Raw genomic sequence first — 16,592 nt, forward strand, 5'->3', positions numbered from 1 at the left:
CGCCTCGCCGGGCGGCCCGCCTTCTTCCCAAGACAATCGCCAGCCGGTGACGCCTTGCGTCGCACGGAGCGGTGGAGCTTTCGGGATCGCATGAGCGCTTACCCTGCCTATCTCGCGAAACGTCTGGCCCAGTTCGCCATGGTGGTTTTCATCGGGGTCAACCTGGCCTTCGTGATTACCCATGCCTCGCCGATCGACCCGGTCGAGCAGTCGATCGCGGTCGTGACCTCCTTCGGCAGCACCGCGCCGGAGGCGATCGCGGCGATGCGTTCCTCGCTGCAGGAGCTCTATGGGCTCAAGGGCACGCTGGCCGAGCAATACCTCACCTTCTGGAGCCGGGTCGTGCGCGGCGATTTCGGACCCTCTCTCTCCGCCTTCCCCACGCCGGTCTCGGCGCTGATCGGCCGGGCGCTGCCCTGGACCGCCGGGCTTCTGATCGTCTCGACGCTCATCACCTGGGTGCTGGGCAATCTGCTCGGTGGGCTCGCCGGCTACTACCAGCGCAGCCGTACGCTGAAACTGATGGGGGTCGTCGCCATGGGCGTCCATCCGATTCCTTACTACATCGTCGCGCTGCTGCTGCTCATCGTCTTCGGCTTCCTCTGGCCGGTGCTGCCGATCACCGGCGGGTCGGCGATGAACCTGCAGCAGGGCTGGAACTGGGCCTTCGTCTCGAGCGTGGTCCTGCATTCCATCCTGCCGGCGCTGTCGCTCATCCTGATCGGGCTCGGCAGCTGGTTCCTCGGCATGCGTTCGCTGGTCTCGAACATCGTGACCGAGGATTATGTCGTCTATGCCGAGACCGCCGGGCTCGACAGCCGCAGGGTGCTCGGCTCCTACGTCATGCGCAATGCACTGGCGCCGCAGGTCACCGGGCTCGCCATGTCGCTCGGCGGCATCTTCAACGGAGCAGTGATCACCGAGAAGGTCTTCGGCTATCCCGGCGTCGGCACGCTGCTGGTCGATGCGGTCTATGCCGGCGACTACGGGCTGGTGCTCGGCGTCACCACCGTCTCGATCATCGCCGTCTCGGTCGGCGTCCTCGTCATCGACCTGCTCTACCCGCTGATCGACCCGCGCGTGGAGCTGCGCTGATGCTGGCGATCCTGCGCGACCTCCTCCGTTACAACCTCGAATTCCGCATCGGGCTCGCGCTCGTCGCCATCGTGCTGGTGATGGCCGGGCTTTCCTTCGTCTCACCCTACCCGGCGGGCGACGTCTTTGTCGTGCCGCCCGACATACCGCCCTCGATCACCCACTGGCTGGGCACGACCTCGCGCGGGCAGGACGTCTTCTGGCAGCTCACCCTCGCGATCCGCAACACGCTGGGCTTCGGCATCATGGTCGCGGTGCTGTCGCGGGTGATCGCGATCGTCGTCGGGCTGCTTGCCGGCTACAGCGGCGGCTGGATCGACCGCGTGCTGATGTCGATCAACGACACCTTCATCATCATCCCGCTCTTCCCCATCCTCATCCTGTTCTATTTCGTGCTGCGCGACACGATGTCGACGCCGCTGCTCGCCACCATCATGGCCTGCCTCGGCTGGGCCTATGACGCGCGGCTGATCCGCTCCATCGCGCTCAGCCTGAAGACGCGCGAGTTCACGCAGACGAGCATCTTCTCGGGAATGAAGACGCACGAGATTCTGGCGCGCGAGCACCTGCCCTATGTGCTGCCGATCGTGTTCTCCACCACGATGAACAACATGAATTGGTCGATCGGCATCGAGGTCACGCTCGCCGTGCTGGGCTTCACCGACATCAACACACCGACGATCGGCGGGATGATCTACTGGGCCAACCAGCATACCGCTCTCGTGGCCGGCATCTGGTGGTGGATCGCCTTTCCGGTCGCGCTGGTGGCGATGACCTTCGTCGGCCTGTTCCTGCTCGCTGTCTCGATGAACGAGTATATCGACCCGCGCAGCCGCCTCGCCCGGATGGGAGGCGGCCGATGAGCGGCGCGGGCGATGCGGTGCCGGTGCTGCAGGTCCGCGACCTCCAGGCGCATTTCCGCACCCACTATTTCGGCGTCAACCGCGAGGTCAGGGCGGTGGACGGCGTCACCTTCGAGGTCAACCGCAACGAGATCTACGGGCTCGCGGGCGAGTCCAGCTCCGGCAAGACGACCCTGGTCAAGACGATCGCGGGGCTGCTGAAGCCGCCGCTCGAAATGGTCGGTGGTTCGGCCCGCTTTTCCTTCCTGCCGGGCTGGGATGCGATCGGCCGGGCGCCGCCGGAGGTGGTACGCGCCATCCGCTGGCGCCACCTTTCCTACATCATGCAGGGCTCGATGAACGTGCTGAATCCGCTCAGGCGGGTCAGGTACAGTTTTCGCGACTTCGCCTGGCGCCATCTCGGCGGCAGCAAGGTCGAATTCGACGCACGGGTCGTAGCGCATATGGAGCGCGTCAAGCTCGATCCGTCTGTGCTCGACGCCTATCCGCACGAGCTTTCCGGCGGCATGCGCCAGCGCGTGACCATCGCGCTCGCGACGATCTGCAAGCCGGATTTCATCATCGCCGATGAGCCGACCACGGCCCTCGACGTGGTGGTGCAGAAAGACGTGCTGGGGATGATCCGCGCGATCCAATGCGAGATGGGCTCGAGCATATTGTTCATCACCCACGACATGGGCGTCCACGCCGCCCTGACCGACCGGCTCGGCATCATGTATGCGGGGCGGCTGGTCGAGGACGGCGAGACGCCCGAGATCTTTTCGCGGCCGCTGCATCCCTATACGCGGCACCTGATCGCAAGCCTGCCGCGCATCGGCGATACCGAGCAGCGCGAGGGCCTGGACGGTACGCCGCCCAACCTCGCCGCCCCGCCGCCGGGCTGCCGCTTCCACCCGCGCTGCCCGCTCGCCATGCCTGTCTGCACAACAATCGTGCCGGCCATGGTCGAGACGCTGCCCGGCCATCGCGTCGCCTGTCACGCGGTCAATCCGGGGATGGCGACATGAGCGCGCTGATCGAGCTCGACCGGGTCAGCAAGAGCTTCTCGCGCGGCGGGCTGTTCTCGACGCGACGCGTCGAGGCCGTCAAGGAGGTGAGCTTCGCCCTCGATGCGGATAAGCCCGAGATCTTCACCGTGATCGGCGAGTCGGGCTCGGGCAAGTCGACCCTGGCGCGGATGATCCTCGGCATCCATGCGCCCAGCTCCGGCCAGGTCAGGCTCGGGGGACGTGACGTCGCGACCTATGAGCGGCGCGCCTTCATGGCCGAGGTCCAGCCAATCTTCCAGAACCCGTTCGAGGCGTTCAATCCGCTGAAGCGGCTCGACCGCTATCTGTTCATGACGGCCGAACGCTTCGGCGGCGCGACCGGCACAAGCGCGGTCGACGGATCGGTCGATGAGGCGCTACGGCAGGTAGGACTGTCGCTCCCGGAAATAAAGGGGCGGTTTCCGCACGAACTCTCCGGCGGCCAGCTGCAGCGTGTCGCCATCGCCCGCGCCCTCGTCGCAAAGCCCAGGCTGATCGTCGCCGACGAGCCTGTCTCGATGATCGACGCATCGCTGCGCATGTCAATCGTCAACCTGTTCGGCCGGCTGCGCGACGAGCTCGGACTGTCGATCGTGTACATCACCCACGATCTCGCCACCGCCTACTACATCAGCGACCGGCTGATCATCATGCAGCAGGGCGTCGTGGTCGAGCAGGGACCGGCTCGCGCCGTGCTTTCGGCGCCCACGCATCCCTATTCCCGCCAACTCCGCGACGCCGTGCTCACGCCCGACAGCGCCGGAGCCTTCCGTGCCACCCATTCACGCAAAGCGGCTGAAACACCCGGAGCCAGGTCATGAGACACGCCAGCATCACCTTCGACCGCGCCTTCACCATCGGCGACACCGATCCGAGGCTCTTCGGAGCCTTCGTCGAGCATCTGGGCCGCTGCGTCTATGGCGGCATCTACGAGCCCGGGCACCCCACTGCCGACAAGCGCGGCTTCCGGAAGGACGTGCTCGAACTCGTCAAGGAACTCGGCCCGACGATCATGCGCTATCCGGGCGGCAATTTCGTCTCCGGATACAATTGGGAGGACGGCGTCGGCCCGATCAAGGACCGCCCCGCCAGACTCGACCTCGCCTGGTTCACCACCGAGCCGAACAGCTTTGGCACCAACGAGTTCGTGGACTGGTGCCGGGCAGCGAAGATCGAGCCCATGCTCGCCGTCAATCTCGGCACGCGCGACGGTGACGCGGCGCGCAACCTCGTCGAATACTGCAACCATCCCGGTGGGAGCGCCTGGTCGGATCTGCGCATCAGACATGGCTGGAAGAAGCCGCACGACATCAAGTTCTGGTGCCTCGGCAACGAGGTCGACGGGCCCTGGCAGATGGAGCACAAGACCGCGACGGAATACGGGCGCGTCGCGTATGAAGCCGCGAAGATGATGCGCTGGATCGATCCGTCGATCGAGCTCGCCGCCTGCGGCTCCTCCGGCCGCAACATGCCGACCTATGGCCGCTGGGAAGATGAGGTGCTGGAGCACACCTTCGACCAGGTCGAATTCATCTCGCTGCACACCTACTTCAACAATTACGCCGGCGATACCAAGGCCTTCCTTGCCAGCCCCGACCTGATGGATCAGTTCATCGAGGAGGTGGTCGCGATCTCCGACGCCGTCGCGGCGCGGCGGCGCTCCGACAAGCGCATCATGCTGAGCTTCGACGAATGGAACGTGTGGTACCGGACGCGGCGCGTGCGGGCCGACCGCGTCAAGGAAGGGTGGCCGGTGGCGCCGCCGATCCTCGAGGAAATCTACTCCATGGAGGACGCCCTGGTCTTCGGCGGCGCCTGCATCTCGCTTCTCAATCACGCCGATCGCGTGAAGACCGCCTGCCTCGCACAACTCGTCAACGTCATCGCGCCGATCATGACCGAAACCGGTGGCCCGGCCTGGCGCCAGACCATCTTCTGGCCCTTCGCGCAGATGAGCCGGCTGGGGCGCGGGACCGTGCTCAAGGCGATCGTCAAATCCGAAAGCTACGAGGCCTCCTATTTCGATCCGCGCGGCAAGCAGGACCTCTACTATCCGATTGAAGCGCCCTATCTGAAGGCGTCGGTGGTCAGCGACGACAAGGGCGTCTCGCTCTTCCTGCTCAACCGCGATCTGGAAGGCAGCCTCGACGTCACGGTCAATGCGCGCGGCTTCGGCAAGCTCAAGGTCGCCGAGGCGACCGAGTTGCGCCACAGCGATCTGAAGGCGATCAACAGCAAGAAGGAGCCGCTCAAGGTCAAACCGGCGACATTGAAGGGCGTCTCGACCAAATCGGATGAGATCACCTTGGCATTGCAACCGGCCTCGTGGAATGTGATCAGGCTCGAAAGCTGACAGAACGGCGCTCGCAAGGATGAACGAGAATCCGCCATCACTGCATCGCGGACGCCGCAGCAATGCCAGCAGGGCGCCGCGCGCCGAGGGCCGGCAGGACCTTGGCTTCCTCGTCGTCAATGCGGACCGCCAATATCAGGTGCTGCGCGGATTAGCCTCCCCGGTCAGGCTGCGTATCCTGAGACTGCTCAACCGGCAGGGGCCGAAGAACATCAACCAGATCGCCGAGGCGCTAGGCCTGCCGCAATCCACGATTGCGACCAATGTCCAGGTACTCGAAGAAGCTGAGCTGATCTCGACGTCGCTCGGCAAGGCAGCCAAAGGGCAGCAAAAGATTTGCGCCGCGCGCTATTCCGAGATCGTCGTCAATCTTGATCCAGACGACCCTAGCCGCGACCACAACATCGTCGAGGTCGAAATGCCGCTCGGGCTCTATACGAGTTCCAACGTCTCGGCGCCTTGCGGATTCTGCTCGACCGATCGCATCCTCGGCGTACTCGACGTGCCGGAGCTGTTCCTCGACCCGCGCCGGGTGCAGGCCGCACTGATCTGGTTCGGCCGGGGCTATGTCGAATACAAATTCCCGAACAACGCCAAAGTGCTGAATCGCGCGATCGCGGCACTCGAATTCGAGATGGAGATGTCGTCGGAGGTGCCCGGCACCAATGCCGATTGGCCTTCTGACATCAGCCTCTGGATCAACGAGCGCAAGATCGGCACCTGGACATGTCCCGGGGACTATGGCGATCGCCGCGGAACCTATACGCCGCCCTGGTGGAAGCTCGAAGGTTCCCAATACGGCATCCTGACGACCTGGCGTATCACCGCAGAAGGCACCTTCCTCGGCGAGCGCAAGCTCAGCGATATCGCGACGACCGATCTCGACCTCGATCGCCACCATTCGATCCGGCTGCGCATCGGCATCGACGATAAGGAGGGTCGGCCGGGAGGGGTCAACATTTTCGGCCGCGGCTTCGGCAACCACAACCAGGACATCAAAATGCGGCTGTATCTGCACGGTACGAACGCCCTGCCTCACATCGCGACCTGAGGCCCGATTGCCGGCACAACGAAGCAATCGCTTTTCGCCGATCATGTTGAGAAGTTTTTGTGTCGCTGCGGGCTTGAAGTCCTGCCTCGAGCGATATTTCCGACATCATCCGCTTGATCGATGACACCGCTTTTCAAACGAATCTGCTCGCGCTCAATGCCTCCGTGAAAGCTGCTCGCGCTGGCGAAGCAGCCAAGATATCTCGAATCAGATCGCCAACTCGACCCAGCAGGTCACCAACGCTGCTCCGGCGAGGTTTGACACCGCCAAACCATCTGGGTCCTCTGTAACCCGCTCGCTTTTCGGAGGCTTGCCTGGGGATCGAATATCACAAACCGCCGTTCAATCAGCGTATCCGCGTGATAATCGGCTGGGAATCGGTCACTGACGTTTCGTCGACATGGGCCTCCGATCGAACGCCATGCCTTCGGCGGTAGTCTATGCCGTGTTCAGTTGCGACTTGGACGGCTATAGCCACGTCCTTGAGTGCCGCCTCAAAACCGGCAACGACCGCAGCCCGGCCGCCTGAGCGGCCCCCTCCCGCGACAGGAGCACCGGCACCCTCATGCCGAGCTATCCCGACACCTTCTATGCTCGCACCCTTGCGACGAGGTACGACCGGCCTCCCCTGCGCGGACCTGTCGAGGTCGAGACCTGCATCGTCGGCGGCGGGCTGGCCGGGCTGACCTGCGCCTACGAACTCGCCCGAGCCGGGCGTTCGGTCGCGGTGCTGGAGGCGCAAGCCGTCGGCTGGGGCGCGTCGGGGCGCAATGGCGGCTTCGTCGGCTCGGGCTATTCGCGCGGCTACGCTTCGATCGCCGGCGCCATCGGTGAAGACAAGGCCCGCACTCTGCACAGGCTTTCGATCGAGGGCATGCGCATCGTCGCCGACACGATCCGCGACCTCGGCGCGACGGACAGCGTCGCCCCCCTTCCGGGCAAGGTCGCCGCCGTACGTTACGACAGCGGCGACAGGCTGCAGCGGACTGCAGAGCGGCTGGCGCGCGACTTCGGCTACGAGGTGGAATTCTGGCCCCGGGACCAGGTTCGCGAGGTGCTGCGCTCGCCGAGCTATCATCAGGCCCTGTTCGATCCCAATTCCTTTCACATCCATCCGCTGAATTATGCCCGCGCGCTCGCCGACGCGATCGAGGCGCTGGGCGGGCTGGTCATCGAGGATGCCCGCGTCGTCTCGGCCGATCTGTCGGGCGCGCAGAAGCGCGTCGCCACCGCGGGCGGGTCGGTCACAGCGAAGAATGTCGTGATTGCCTGCGGCGGCTATACCGACGGGCTGGTGCCGAAGCTGCGCGCCAGCCATTTGCCGATCGCAACCTATGTGCTGACGACCGAAGCCGCGCCGGATGCGCTGGCGCAGGTCATCGGCACGCGCGCCGCCGTCAGCGACGACCGCCGCGCGGGGGATTACTACCGCTTGGTCGAGGATGGGCAGCGCCTGCTCTGGGGCGGGCGCATCACCACCCGCACCAGCGAGCCGCGCGATCTCGCAGCGCTGCTACGCCGGACGATGATCGCGACCTATCCGCAGCTTGCGGAGCTGAAGATCGAGATGGCCTGGTCGGGCCTGATGTCCTATGCGCGGCATCTGATGCCGCAGATCGGCCGGCTCGGGCCCGGTGTCTGGCATTGCATGGGCTTTGGTGGGCACGGCCTCAACACGACGGCAATCGGCGGGCGCGTCGTCGCAGAGGGCATTCTCGACACAAGCGACCGCCACACCCTGTTCGAGCCTTTCGGTCTCGTCTGGAATGGCGGCCCTTTCGGCACGGCCGCCGTACAGGCAACCTATTGGAGCTATCAGGTCGCCGACTGGTGGCGCGAGCGACGGACGCCCTGAATGTATCCGTTCAGGCTGATCGCCCACGCCGACGAGGGAGATCAAACGTGAAAAAGGCCGCCGGCAAGCCGGCGGCCTTCTGAATTCCAGGGCGAGCGCCATGCGCCTGCGCGCAAGCGGCCCGCCGCCGTAAATCGTCTCGATGGTGCTTGCGTCTCAGCGGCGCTTGCGGCGCTGCTGGCCGAGGCCCATCTTCTTGGCGAGCTGCGAGCGCGCTTCGGCGTAGTTGGGGGCCACCATCGGGTAATCGGGCGGCAGGCCCCACTTCTCGCGGTACTGCTCCGGGGACATGTTGTATTGCGTCCGCAGATGGCGCTTCAGCGACTTGAACTTCTTTCCGTCCTCAAGGCAGATCAGGTAATCGGCCGTGATCGACTTCTTGACCGGAATCGCGGGCTTGGGCGCCTCGGCCGGCAGGATCGGAGCGGCCCCCCCAACAACGCGGCTCAGCGCAGCATGCACATCACTGATCAGAGCAGGTAATTCGGACACAGGAACAGAATTATTCGAGACATAGGCCGATACGATGTCAGCCGTCAGCTCGATGAAATCCGAACCGTCATTATCAGTCATGATAGCATCACTCCTTTTGTGTTCTTGGACCAAGGCCTTGCCTGATCGCCCACGCCGGTCAAGGCGCCGATGCCTACGCTGATAACGGCCCGCGGTTGGTCAAGAACCTGCGGCCATAGAATCATCCCAAGCGGATCGATCAGATAGTCATGTAGTCGATACTCAACGACACCGCAAGTGAATGAGGCCGCGCGAATACGATCGCAGGCAAGCAATTATCGCAACAGGCCTAAATGCAGTGGCGCTCGGCACTATGCAGGTACGTGCATTAGCGCTCGCCATGGTTGTCTTGTCAGATATGACAACCATCTCTACCAGTCATCGGCGACAGAGGATCATGGTGCCTTCAATGAGCGCAGCGAAATATTCAGAAAACATTTTAACGTCTTTGTCGCGCAGGAGAGTCATGCCTCCACGAGCCGAGATCCGCACGCAGGCGAAGACCGTCCATGGCGTGGAGCTTCGCGACGATTATGGCTGGCTGCGCGCCTCCAACTGGAAAGATGTGCTGCGTGACCCGGACGCGCTGCCGAAGGACATTCGAGACTATCTCGAAGCCGAAAACGGCTATTGCAAGACGCTGATGGCGCCGACGCGCCCGCTGCAGCGCGCGCTCGTCAAGGAAATGCGCGGGCGGATCAAGGAAGACGACGCCAGCGTTCCGCAGCCCGACGGTCCCTTTCTGTATTATTCGCGCTACCGCAAGGGCGGCGAACATCCCCTGATCTGCCGCAAGCCGCGCAACGCCAAAGCCGGGAGCAAGCCGCGCGAGCAGATCTTGCTCGACGCCGACGCCCTCTCCGAGGGCAAGGATTTCTTCGACCTCGGCGACGCCAGCCACAGTCCCGACCACAGCCTGCTCGCCTGGAGCGCCGACGAGGCCGGCTCGGAATTGCACGCCATCCGGGTCCGCGATCTCACCACCGGCCAGGACCTGGACGACCGTATCGACGATACAACCGGAGAGATGGTCTGGGCGCGCGATTCACGCTCCTTCGCCTATGTCCGGCTCGATACCGACCACAGGCCGTCCAAGGTCTTCCGACACCGTCTTGGGACGGATCCCGCGAGCGATGAACTGCTGCATGAAGAAGGCGATGCCGGCATGTTCGTCGACATCGACGAATCCCAGTCGGGCCGCTTCCTGCTGATCTCGATCGGCGATCACGAGACCTCGGAGGTCCGGGTCGTCGATCTTGCCTTGCCCGATTCACGGCCGGTGACGATTGCACCGCGCCAGCTGGGCCGCCAATACAGCGTCGAGCATCACGGCGATGCGTTCCTGATCCTGACCAATGCCGAAGGTGCCGAAGACTTCAAGATCGTCACCGCCCCCCTTGCCTCGCCTGGGCCCGAGCACTGGCGCGATCTCGTGCCGCATCGGCAGGGAACGCTGATCCTCAGCCATCTCTGCCTCGCGGGCCGATTGATCCGGCTCGAGCGCGAGGACGGCCTGCCGCGCATCGTGATCCGCGACCTTGCCAGCGGCAGCGAGAGCCAGATCGCCTTCGACGAGGAGGCCTATGGCCTGGGCCTCGACGCCGGCTATGAATTCGAGACCGACAGCCTGCGCTTCATCTATGCCTCGATGGCGCGGCCGGCAGAGACTTATGATTACGACATGGCGACCGCCGAGCGCACTCTGCTGAAACGGCAGGAGGTGCCGTCCGGTCATGACCCGTCGGCCTATCGCGTGCGCCGCATCTTCGCGACGGCCAAGGACGGCGCCAAGGTGCCGATCTCCCTGCTGCACCGGGCGGACACCAAACTCGATGGCTCGGCGCCCTGCCTGCTCTACGGCTATGGCTCCTATGGCTCGGCGATGTCGGCCTCGTTCCGGACGCGGCCCCTGAGTCTGGTCGATCGCGGTTTCGTCTACGCCATCGCTCATGTGCGCGGCGGCACCGACAAGGGCTGGCGCTGGTATCTCGACGGCAAGCGCGACAAGAAGGCCAACACCTTCACCGATTTCATCGCCGCCGCCGAGGCGCTCGCCGAGGCGGGCTTCACGGCTCGCGGGCGCATCGTGGCGCAGGGCGGCAGCGCCGGCGGGATGCTGATGGGCGCCGTTGCCAACATGGCCCCGAGCCTCTTTGCCGGCATCCTCGCCGAGGTGCCCTTCGTCGACGTGCTCAACACGATCCTCGACGACACCTTGCCTCTGACCCCGCCGGAATGGCCGGAATGGGGCGATCCGATCCGCGATGTCGCAGCCTTCGAGACGATCCGCGGCTACTCGCCCTATGACAACGTCAAGGCCCAGGCCTATCCGCCCATCCTGGCGATGGGCGGCCTCACCGATCCGCGCGTGACCTATTGGGAGCCCGCGAAATGGGTGGCGCGGCTGCGCGCGACCATGACCGGCGGCGGCCCGGTGATGCTGCACACCAATATGGAGGCCGGCCATGCCGGCTCGGCCGGGCGCTTCGATTCCCTGAAGGAAACCGCCCTCTCCTATGCCTTCGCGATCCAGGCCGTCGGAGAAGGCTGGCCCAACCCGGGTGGGCCGGAAGCCTGATCAGACGCCGAGGCGGCTCTTCTCGCTGGCGAGATAGATCTTCAGCTCGTCCATCGAGGCGAAGTTGTAGTCGCCATCAGGCGTGCGCGCCTTGATCGAGCCATCGGCGAAGATGGTGAAATGTGCGTCGCCGACCTGGTAGGCGCCGACGATGCCCTCCTCCGAGGCCGCAGGCGGCGCGGCGGCGGAAGCCTCCTCCTCGGGAGCCTCCTTGCCGTGCGGGGCCGACGCGGCCTCATCTGGGCCGGCCTCGTCTTCGGGCGCCTCGCTCGCCGCAGCTGCGACCGCAGCCGGCTCCGCCTCATGCTCCGGCGCCGGCACTTCGACACCATGCGTCACAGGCGGCCATGGCGGCAGCTCGGCCTCGGCCTGCGGCGCCTCGGCCGGAGTCGGGGCCGGATCCTGCGCATCATCATGCGCCTCGCCATCATCGGGGAACCAGGAATCGTGCTTTCGCGAGGGCGGCGCCATCCAGGCCGCAGCGGATTCGATCGCTTCGGGATCGCGAATTGCAGATAGCGGGGTCTCCGTCTCGGCCGGTGCGGAGGCCGCGCCCGGCTCGCCGAACTGCAAGCGCTTGGACAGGCTGTCGCGCAAGGCGCCGAACTCGTCATCGAGCCCCGTCATGCTCGAAGCGGCAGATTCTCGGGATCGCGGCTCCGGCTCCGGCCAGTGCAACACGTCTTCGAAAGAGCTTTCGAGATCGATCTGCGCGGAACCGTGCGGCTCGGCCTCGGTCTCGATCGACGCCTTGGCCTTGGCCTGTAATGGCTCGGCTGCAGCTTCGGCAGTCGGCTCGGCCTTGTCCGCATCCGCGGCCTCGGGCGCAGGCTCCTTCGCTTCCTCCTCAGCCATCGCCGGCTCCGCTTGCGACGGCTCGACCGCTTTCGGCGCGTCAACTGGAGCCGAGCTTGCAGCCTCTGCCGCCGCCGACGACGCTTCCTCATGCGCGAGCAGCTCGCCGAAGAAGTCAGGCTCGTGCTCGGCCGCCGGCTCCGCTTCGGGCGAGACGCCCGGCTGCGCCGCATGCGCCGCGCTGCCGGCGAGCACGGCCGCGCCAGCTCCTGCCGCCAGGCCAAGCCCCGCAGCCGCCCCCGCACTCCCCTGGTCCCGATGGGCCGCCCCTTCAAGGGGAACCGGCTCGCCGCCGGCCATCGAAGCGAGCGATGCCGCCAGCACGGCGTTCGACAGATTCGTCCTGACGCGGCGGATCTCGACCAGCACATAGGACAGCATCAGCATGAGCAGGCCGGCCGTCGCAGCGATCGCGCCGATGATCACCTCGGTGAAACCGCGCTCGAGCACGAGATAGGGCCAGCCATCGACGATGGCCGCAGCACCGCCGCCGAGGAAAGCAAGGCCCAGCAAGATGAAGGTCGTGATCAATGCAGCGTTCCTGACAAGACGGCCGAAATGGCCGACGATGGCACAGGCATTCCAGCCATCTTCTAACACATTGAATAAGAGAGAGTTTCGATAACGCGCCCGGATAGGACGATGAATCGGGCGCCAATGAGGCGCGCCCGTTCTCAAGACATGGCCCAGCCCCCGGCCGAGGCGGTTGCCCCTGGCGTGGTGGAGGCTTAACTAGCGTATGGAATGGCGGGCCGCTTCTCCAAGGCGACCCGGCTCGAACCGTTCACCGGAAAGCCATTCTCAGTTCAAGCGATTTGACAGCCCAAGGAGAGGCAACAATGTCCTTTACCCTTCCCGATCTGCCCTACGCCCATGACGCGCTCCAGCCCTTCATGTCCAAGGAAACGCTGGAATTCCACCACGACAAGCATCATCTCGCCTATGTCACCAACGGCAACAATGCGATCAAGGGCACGGAATTCGAGGGCAAGTCGCTCGAGGAGATCGTCAAGGCCTCGTTTGGCAAGAACCCGGCCGTGTTCAACAATGCCGGCCAGCATTACAACCATCTGCATTTCTGGAAGTGGATGAAGCCCAATGGCGGCGGCAAGCTGCCGGGCGCGCTGGAGAAGGCGATCGTCGACTCGTTCGGCTCGGTCGAGAAGTTCAAGGAAGACTTCGTCGCCGCCGGCGTCGGTCAGTTCGGCTCGGGCTGGGCATGGCTCGAAGTGAAGGGCGGCAAGCTCGCCATCTCCAAGACCCCGAATGGCGAGAGCCCGCTGGTCCATGGCGCGACCCCGATCCTGGGCGTCGACGTCTGGGAGCACTCCTACTACATCGACTACCGCAACCGCCGTCCCGACTATCTCAAGGCTTTCCTCGAGAGCCTGGTGAACTGGGACTACGTCGCCGAGCTCTATGACGGCGCCAAGGCCTGAAGCCTTCGAAGCCTGTGTCAGATGCAAACGGGGCCCTCGCGGGCCCCGTTTCGCGTTGGCGCGAGCGATCGGCCAGAGCAGGATGCGAAAAAGCCCGAACCGTTTTTTCGCTTCGATCCTGCTCTCACTTTTAGATGAGAGCAGGATTCAGATTCAGCTCTAGGCGGCGACGCTGTGCAGGAACTGGTCGACGGTGGCGCGCAGGCGCAGAGCCTGGGCCGCGACCTCTCCCGCCGCGCCTCTGACCTGCTCCGCCGACTGCCCGGTCTCCTCGACGCTGTCGGCGAGCACGCTCAGATCGCTCGACACCGACAGGGCCGAGGAGCTCGCCATGGCGACGCCGCTGGCGATCTCGCCGGTCGCAATGGCCTGCTGCTCGATCGAGGTCGCGACCGAATTGGCGAAGCTCTCGATCGCGCCCATGCGCTCGGCGATGTTCTGGATCGCACCGACGACCTCGCCGGTCGCGCCCTGGATGGCGCCGACCTGGGCGACGATGCGGTCGGTCGCGTCCGCCGTCTGCGAAGCGAGACTCTTGACCTCGGCGGCGACGACCGCAAAACCGCGCCCGGCCTCGCCGGCGCGGGCCGCTTCGATGGTCGCGTTCAGCGCCAGGAGATTGGTCTGGGCCGCGATATCGCGGATCAGGTTCACCACCTCGCCGATGGCGCGCGCCGTCTCGTCGAGCGCACGCACCGAGCTTGCCGTATCGCGCGAGACGGAAGCCGCTTCGACGATCTCGGCACGGACGCGCCGGACCTGGAACTCGACCTCGCGAATGGCCGCGCCCATCTCCTCGGCCGCCTGGGCGGCGTTCTCGACATTGACGGACGCCCCTTGTGAGTTCTGCGCGGCGCGCGCCGCACGGCCCGAGGATTCCGCCGCCACGCGGGCTAGGCCGTCGGAGGCCTCGCTCATCCGGTCGGCATTGCTCTTGAAGGCTTCGAGCGCGACGCCGACCTCGGCGCGGAACAGCGCGATCGCCTCATCGACCCGCTGCTGGTGCTGGCGACGCTCGGCTTCGGAGACATGCTGCTTCTCCTGCAGGACCGCGCGCTCGCCGAGCCGAACCTTCAGAATGCCGAGCGCATGGGCGATGGCGCCGATCTCGTCACGCCGGCCGAGTGCGTCGATCGGCGTGTCGAGCTTGCCGTCAGAGATGCTGACGATCGCCCGCGTCATGCTTTTCAGCGGCTTCATGGTGCGCGAGAGCGAGATCCAGAGCAGCGGCCCCAGGACCAGCAGGATGGCGACGCCGAAGCCGATCGTCGCGACCTGTTCCCAGGTCGACCTCGCGACCAGGCGCGTCTTGTCGAATCGGATCGCGATATAGCCGATCTGCTTCTGGATTCCGCCGATCTTCACCACATGCAGCTTCGTGACATAGGTCTGATCCTCGATCTCGGTCGAGGTCACGCCGGCCATGACGTCCCAGGGCGGACGGCCGAGCGCGGCGGCCAGCGCACGCGGTGTCAGCGAGAGGCGCGCCTCTTCGGTCCGACCGGCGCTCGCCAGGATCGAAAGATCGTCGGCCACGATGCCGGAATCGAAATCGGGATCGCGCCGCAGGGATTCCAGGATGTAGCCCAGCGTGGTGGTATCGCGCGCCAGGATCAGCGCCGGCGATGCATTGACGACCATGGTGGTCAGCGCGGTCATCTTCTGTTCGAGGTCGCCGTGCGTCTTGGCGTCGTTATAGCGTGCAACGGCGACCACGACGAAAACGATGGCGATCGCGACGAGAGCCACCGCCGCGCCAGCGATCTGGCTGCCCAGCGACTGGGTTACGCCTTCCCTGGTCGCGAGCGTTTGGGCAGGGGTTGCCGCCTTGCCAGCCCGCTTGAACCACTTCATTGCGCAGATGTCTCCCCGCTGTCGCGTGCTAGGCGCGCAACCGACTGCGATCCCCAAACACGCAGCATGAATGAACGAGGTAAAGAATAGCTTGCGTGAAGGAGGGGTTCAGCGCTGTTCGCCGGCCGAGCCGGCTCTCGTCACAGACGTGAGGCCCATTTCCGAGAAACGGACCATGGCCAGGCCCTGGGGCGGCACGAAGCTCATCAGCGCCGCATGCTCCAATGGCCGCGTCGCGACGACCGGGTCGAGCCCCATCAACTCCTCGTCGACGAAGCCCGGATGGCACATGACGAGATGAGCCGGCCCCGGCGCGACCAGGAAGCGCGCGAGATCAGCCCGGAAATCGCGAGCGGGATCAAAGGGCGAGATGCCGGAAAAGCCGCGATTGACCGGAATGCCGCGCCTCAGGGCCGATCCGTGCAGGCCCCAGGCCAGGCCGGCGATGACCAGCGCCTTGCCGACGGCAACGCCGCGCCGGCGGATTGCGGCGATCGAGTCGGCGGGGTCGCGCAGATAGATCGCGCCCTCGCGATAGCGCCTCTGCAGCGCCGCCAGCACTGCGCCGCGCACGCCGGGCAGGACATGGGCATGCTGGTGCCCGTCGAGGAAATCCGGTGCGCGCCCCATCGCATCCTCGAAGGCGTCGAGCTGGCGCGCGATCTCGGCGGCAATCTCCGCGCGCGCCGCCCCAGACAGAAGCGCAGCCCGTGCCAGATCGCCCAGCTTCGGCAGGACGCCATTGGCGGCCAGGCGCGGCATCGCGCCGAGCGGGGCGGCGCAGGTCAGGTTCAGATGCAAGCCGAGATCCGCCCGGCCCGCTTGCGCCGCAAAGGCGCCGGCAAAGGACTTCCAATGCGGGCGGTTGGTCATCGCGCCCGCCGCCGAGAGCTTGCCGGCTTCGAGCAAGGACAGGATCGAGCGGCTGACCCCCTCCGTCAGGGCGAAATCGTCGGCGCAGAGAATGAAGCCGGTCGTCATCTCGTCTGTCATCCCTGGTTCATCTGCGATCGGATACGGGCCGTGCGGCAAGCCGGCCCGACGTGATCGGGTCGCAGGCCGGCAGGGCTCGCTCTCACCGCCCTTGTGAGCGCGCCAGCTTTACGGT

General features: G+C 65.4%; 13 protein-coding genes and 1 pseudogene. 10 read left to right on the forward strand and 4 right to left on the reverse strand.

The annotated features are described in order from the left end of the window. Positions 1–90: 90 nt before the first annotated feature. The 8 genes and pseudogenes from CYD53_RS22415 (at position 91) to CYD53_RS22450 (ending at position 8,245) form a co-directional block, all read left to right on the forward strand. Entirely contained in the window at positions 91–1,095 is a 1,005-nt protein-coding gene (locus CYD53_RS22415; RefSeq protein WP_103720315.1) for an ABC transporter permease, read from the forward strand. After that, on the forward strand, positions 1,095–1,958 hold the full coding sequence (locus CYD53_RS22420; RefSeq protein ID WP_103720316.1) for an ABC transporter permease: 864 nt from the start codon (positions 1,095–1,097) through the stop codon (positions 1,956–1,958). Before CYD53_RS22415 ends, CYD53_RS22420 begins: the two co-directional genes overlap by 1 nt. After that, complete coding sequence (locus CYD53_RS22425) at positions 1,955–2,965, forward strand: ABC transporter ATP-binding protein (RefSeq protein ID WP_103720317.1); 1,011 nt, start codon at positions 1,955–1,957, stop codon at positions 2,963–2,965. The genes CYD53_RS22420 and CYD53_RS22425 overlap by 4 nt, the downstream gene beginning before the upstream one ends. Next, positions 2,962–3,807, forward strand: coding sequence for an ABC transporter ATP-binding protein (locus CYD53_RS22430; RefSeq protein WP_103720318.1), 846 nt, complete (start codon positions 2,962–2,964; stop codon positions 3,805–3,807). The genes CYD53_RS22425 and CYD53_RS22430 overlap by 4 nt, the downstream gene beginning before the upstream one ends. After that, positions 3,804–5,339 carry an arabinosylfuranosidase ArfA gene (arfA, locus tag CYD53_RS22435; protein WP_103720319.1) on the forward strand — a complete coding sequence of 512 codons (1,536 nt, stop codon included), beginning with the start codon at positions 3,804–3,806 and terminating at the stop codon, positions 5,337–5,339. The genes CYD53_RS22430 and arfA overlap by 4 nt, the downstream gene beginning before the upstream one ends. 19 nt (positions 5,340–5,358) lie before the next feature. Next, positions 5,359–6,390: an ArsR/SmtB family transcription factor gene (locus CYD53_RS22440; protein ID WP_103720320.1), complete on the forward strand. Its 1,032-nt coding sequence runs from the start codon at positions 5,359–5,361 to the stop codon at positions 6,388–6,390. 83 nt (positions 6,391–6,473) lie between these two features. Continuing rightward, positions 6,474–6,587, forward strand: a pseudogene (locus CYD53_RS30380) (methyl-accepting chemotaxis protein); the annotation flags it as partial. A gap of 368 nt (positions 6,588–6,955) precedes the next feature. Continuing rightward, entirely contained in the window at positions 6,956–8,245 is a 1,290-nt protein-coding gene (locus tag CYD53_RS22450) for an NAD(P)/FAD-dependent oxidoreductase (protein WP_103720322.1), read from the forward strand. Positions 8,246–8,401: 156 nt separating this feature from the next. Here the strand turns inward: CYD53_RS22450 and CYD53_RS22455 are convergent, their stop codons facing one another. Continuing rightward, entirely contained in the window at positions 8,402–8,818 is a 417-nt protein-coding gene (locus CYD53_RS22455) for a Ros/MucR family transcriptional regulator (protein ID WP_092169332.1), read from the reverse strand. Positions 8,819–9,224: 406 nt separating this feature from the next. Here CYD53_RS22455 and CYD53_RS22460 point away from each other — a divergent pair, with 406 nt between their 5' ends. After that, on the forward strand, positions 9,225–11,336 hold the full coding sequence (locus tag CYD53_RS22460; protein ID WP_103720323.1) for a S9 family peptidase: 2,112 nt from the start codon (positions 9,225–9,227) through the stop codon (positions 11,334–11,336). On the opposite strand, the gene CYD53_RS22465 is transcribed toward CYD53_RS22460, so the two are convergent. Further along, the gene (locus CYD53_RS22465; protein ID WP_103720324.1) at positions 11,337–12,722 is read right to left on the reverse strand and encodes a hypothetical protein; all 1,386 of its coding nucleotides are present in this window, start codon (positions 12,720–12,722) and stop codon (positions 11,337–11,339) included. A gap of 308 nt (positions 12,723–13,030) precedes the next feature. On the opposite strand from CYD53_RS22465, the gene CYD53_RS22470 reads away from it, so the two are divergent. Next, positions 13,031–13,630: a superoxide dismutase gene (locus tag CYD53_RS22470; protein ID WP_069690232.1), complete on the forward strand. Its 600-nt coding sequence runs from the start codon at positions 13,031–13,033 to the stop codon at positions 13,628–13,630. A gap of 159 nt (positions 13,631–13,789) precedes the next feature. Here CYD53_RS22470 and CYD53_RS22475 read toward each other — a convergent pair whose 3' ends face one another. Further along, positions 13,790–15,484, reverse strand: coding sequence for a methyl-accepting chemotaxis protein (locus tag CYD53_RS22475; protein WP_103720325.1), 1,695 nt, complete (start codon positions 15,482–15,484; stop codon positions 13,790–13,792). A 108-nt stretch (positions 15,485–15,592) separates the two neighbouring features. After that, a complete protein-coding gene (locus CYD53_RS22480; RefSeq protein ID WP_103720326.1) occupies positions 15,593–16,477 on the reverse strand; it encodes a ChbG/HpnK family deacetylase in 885 nt (294 codons plus the stop codon). Positions 16,478–16,592: the final 115 nt, after the last annotated feature.

The organism is Allobosea psychrotolerans (assembly GCF_002917105.1).
Classification (GTDB): Bacteria; Pseudomonadota; Alphaproteobacteria; order Rhizobiales; family Beijerinckiaceae; genus Allobosea; species Allobosea psychrotolerans.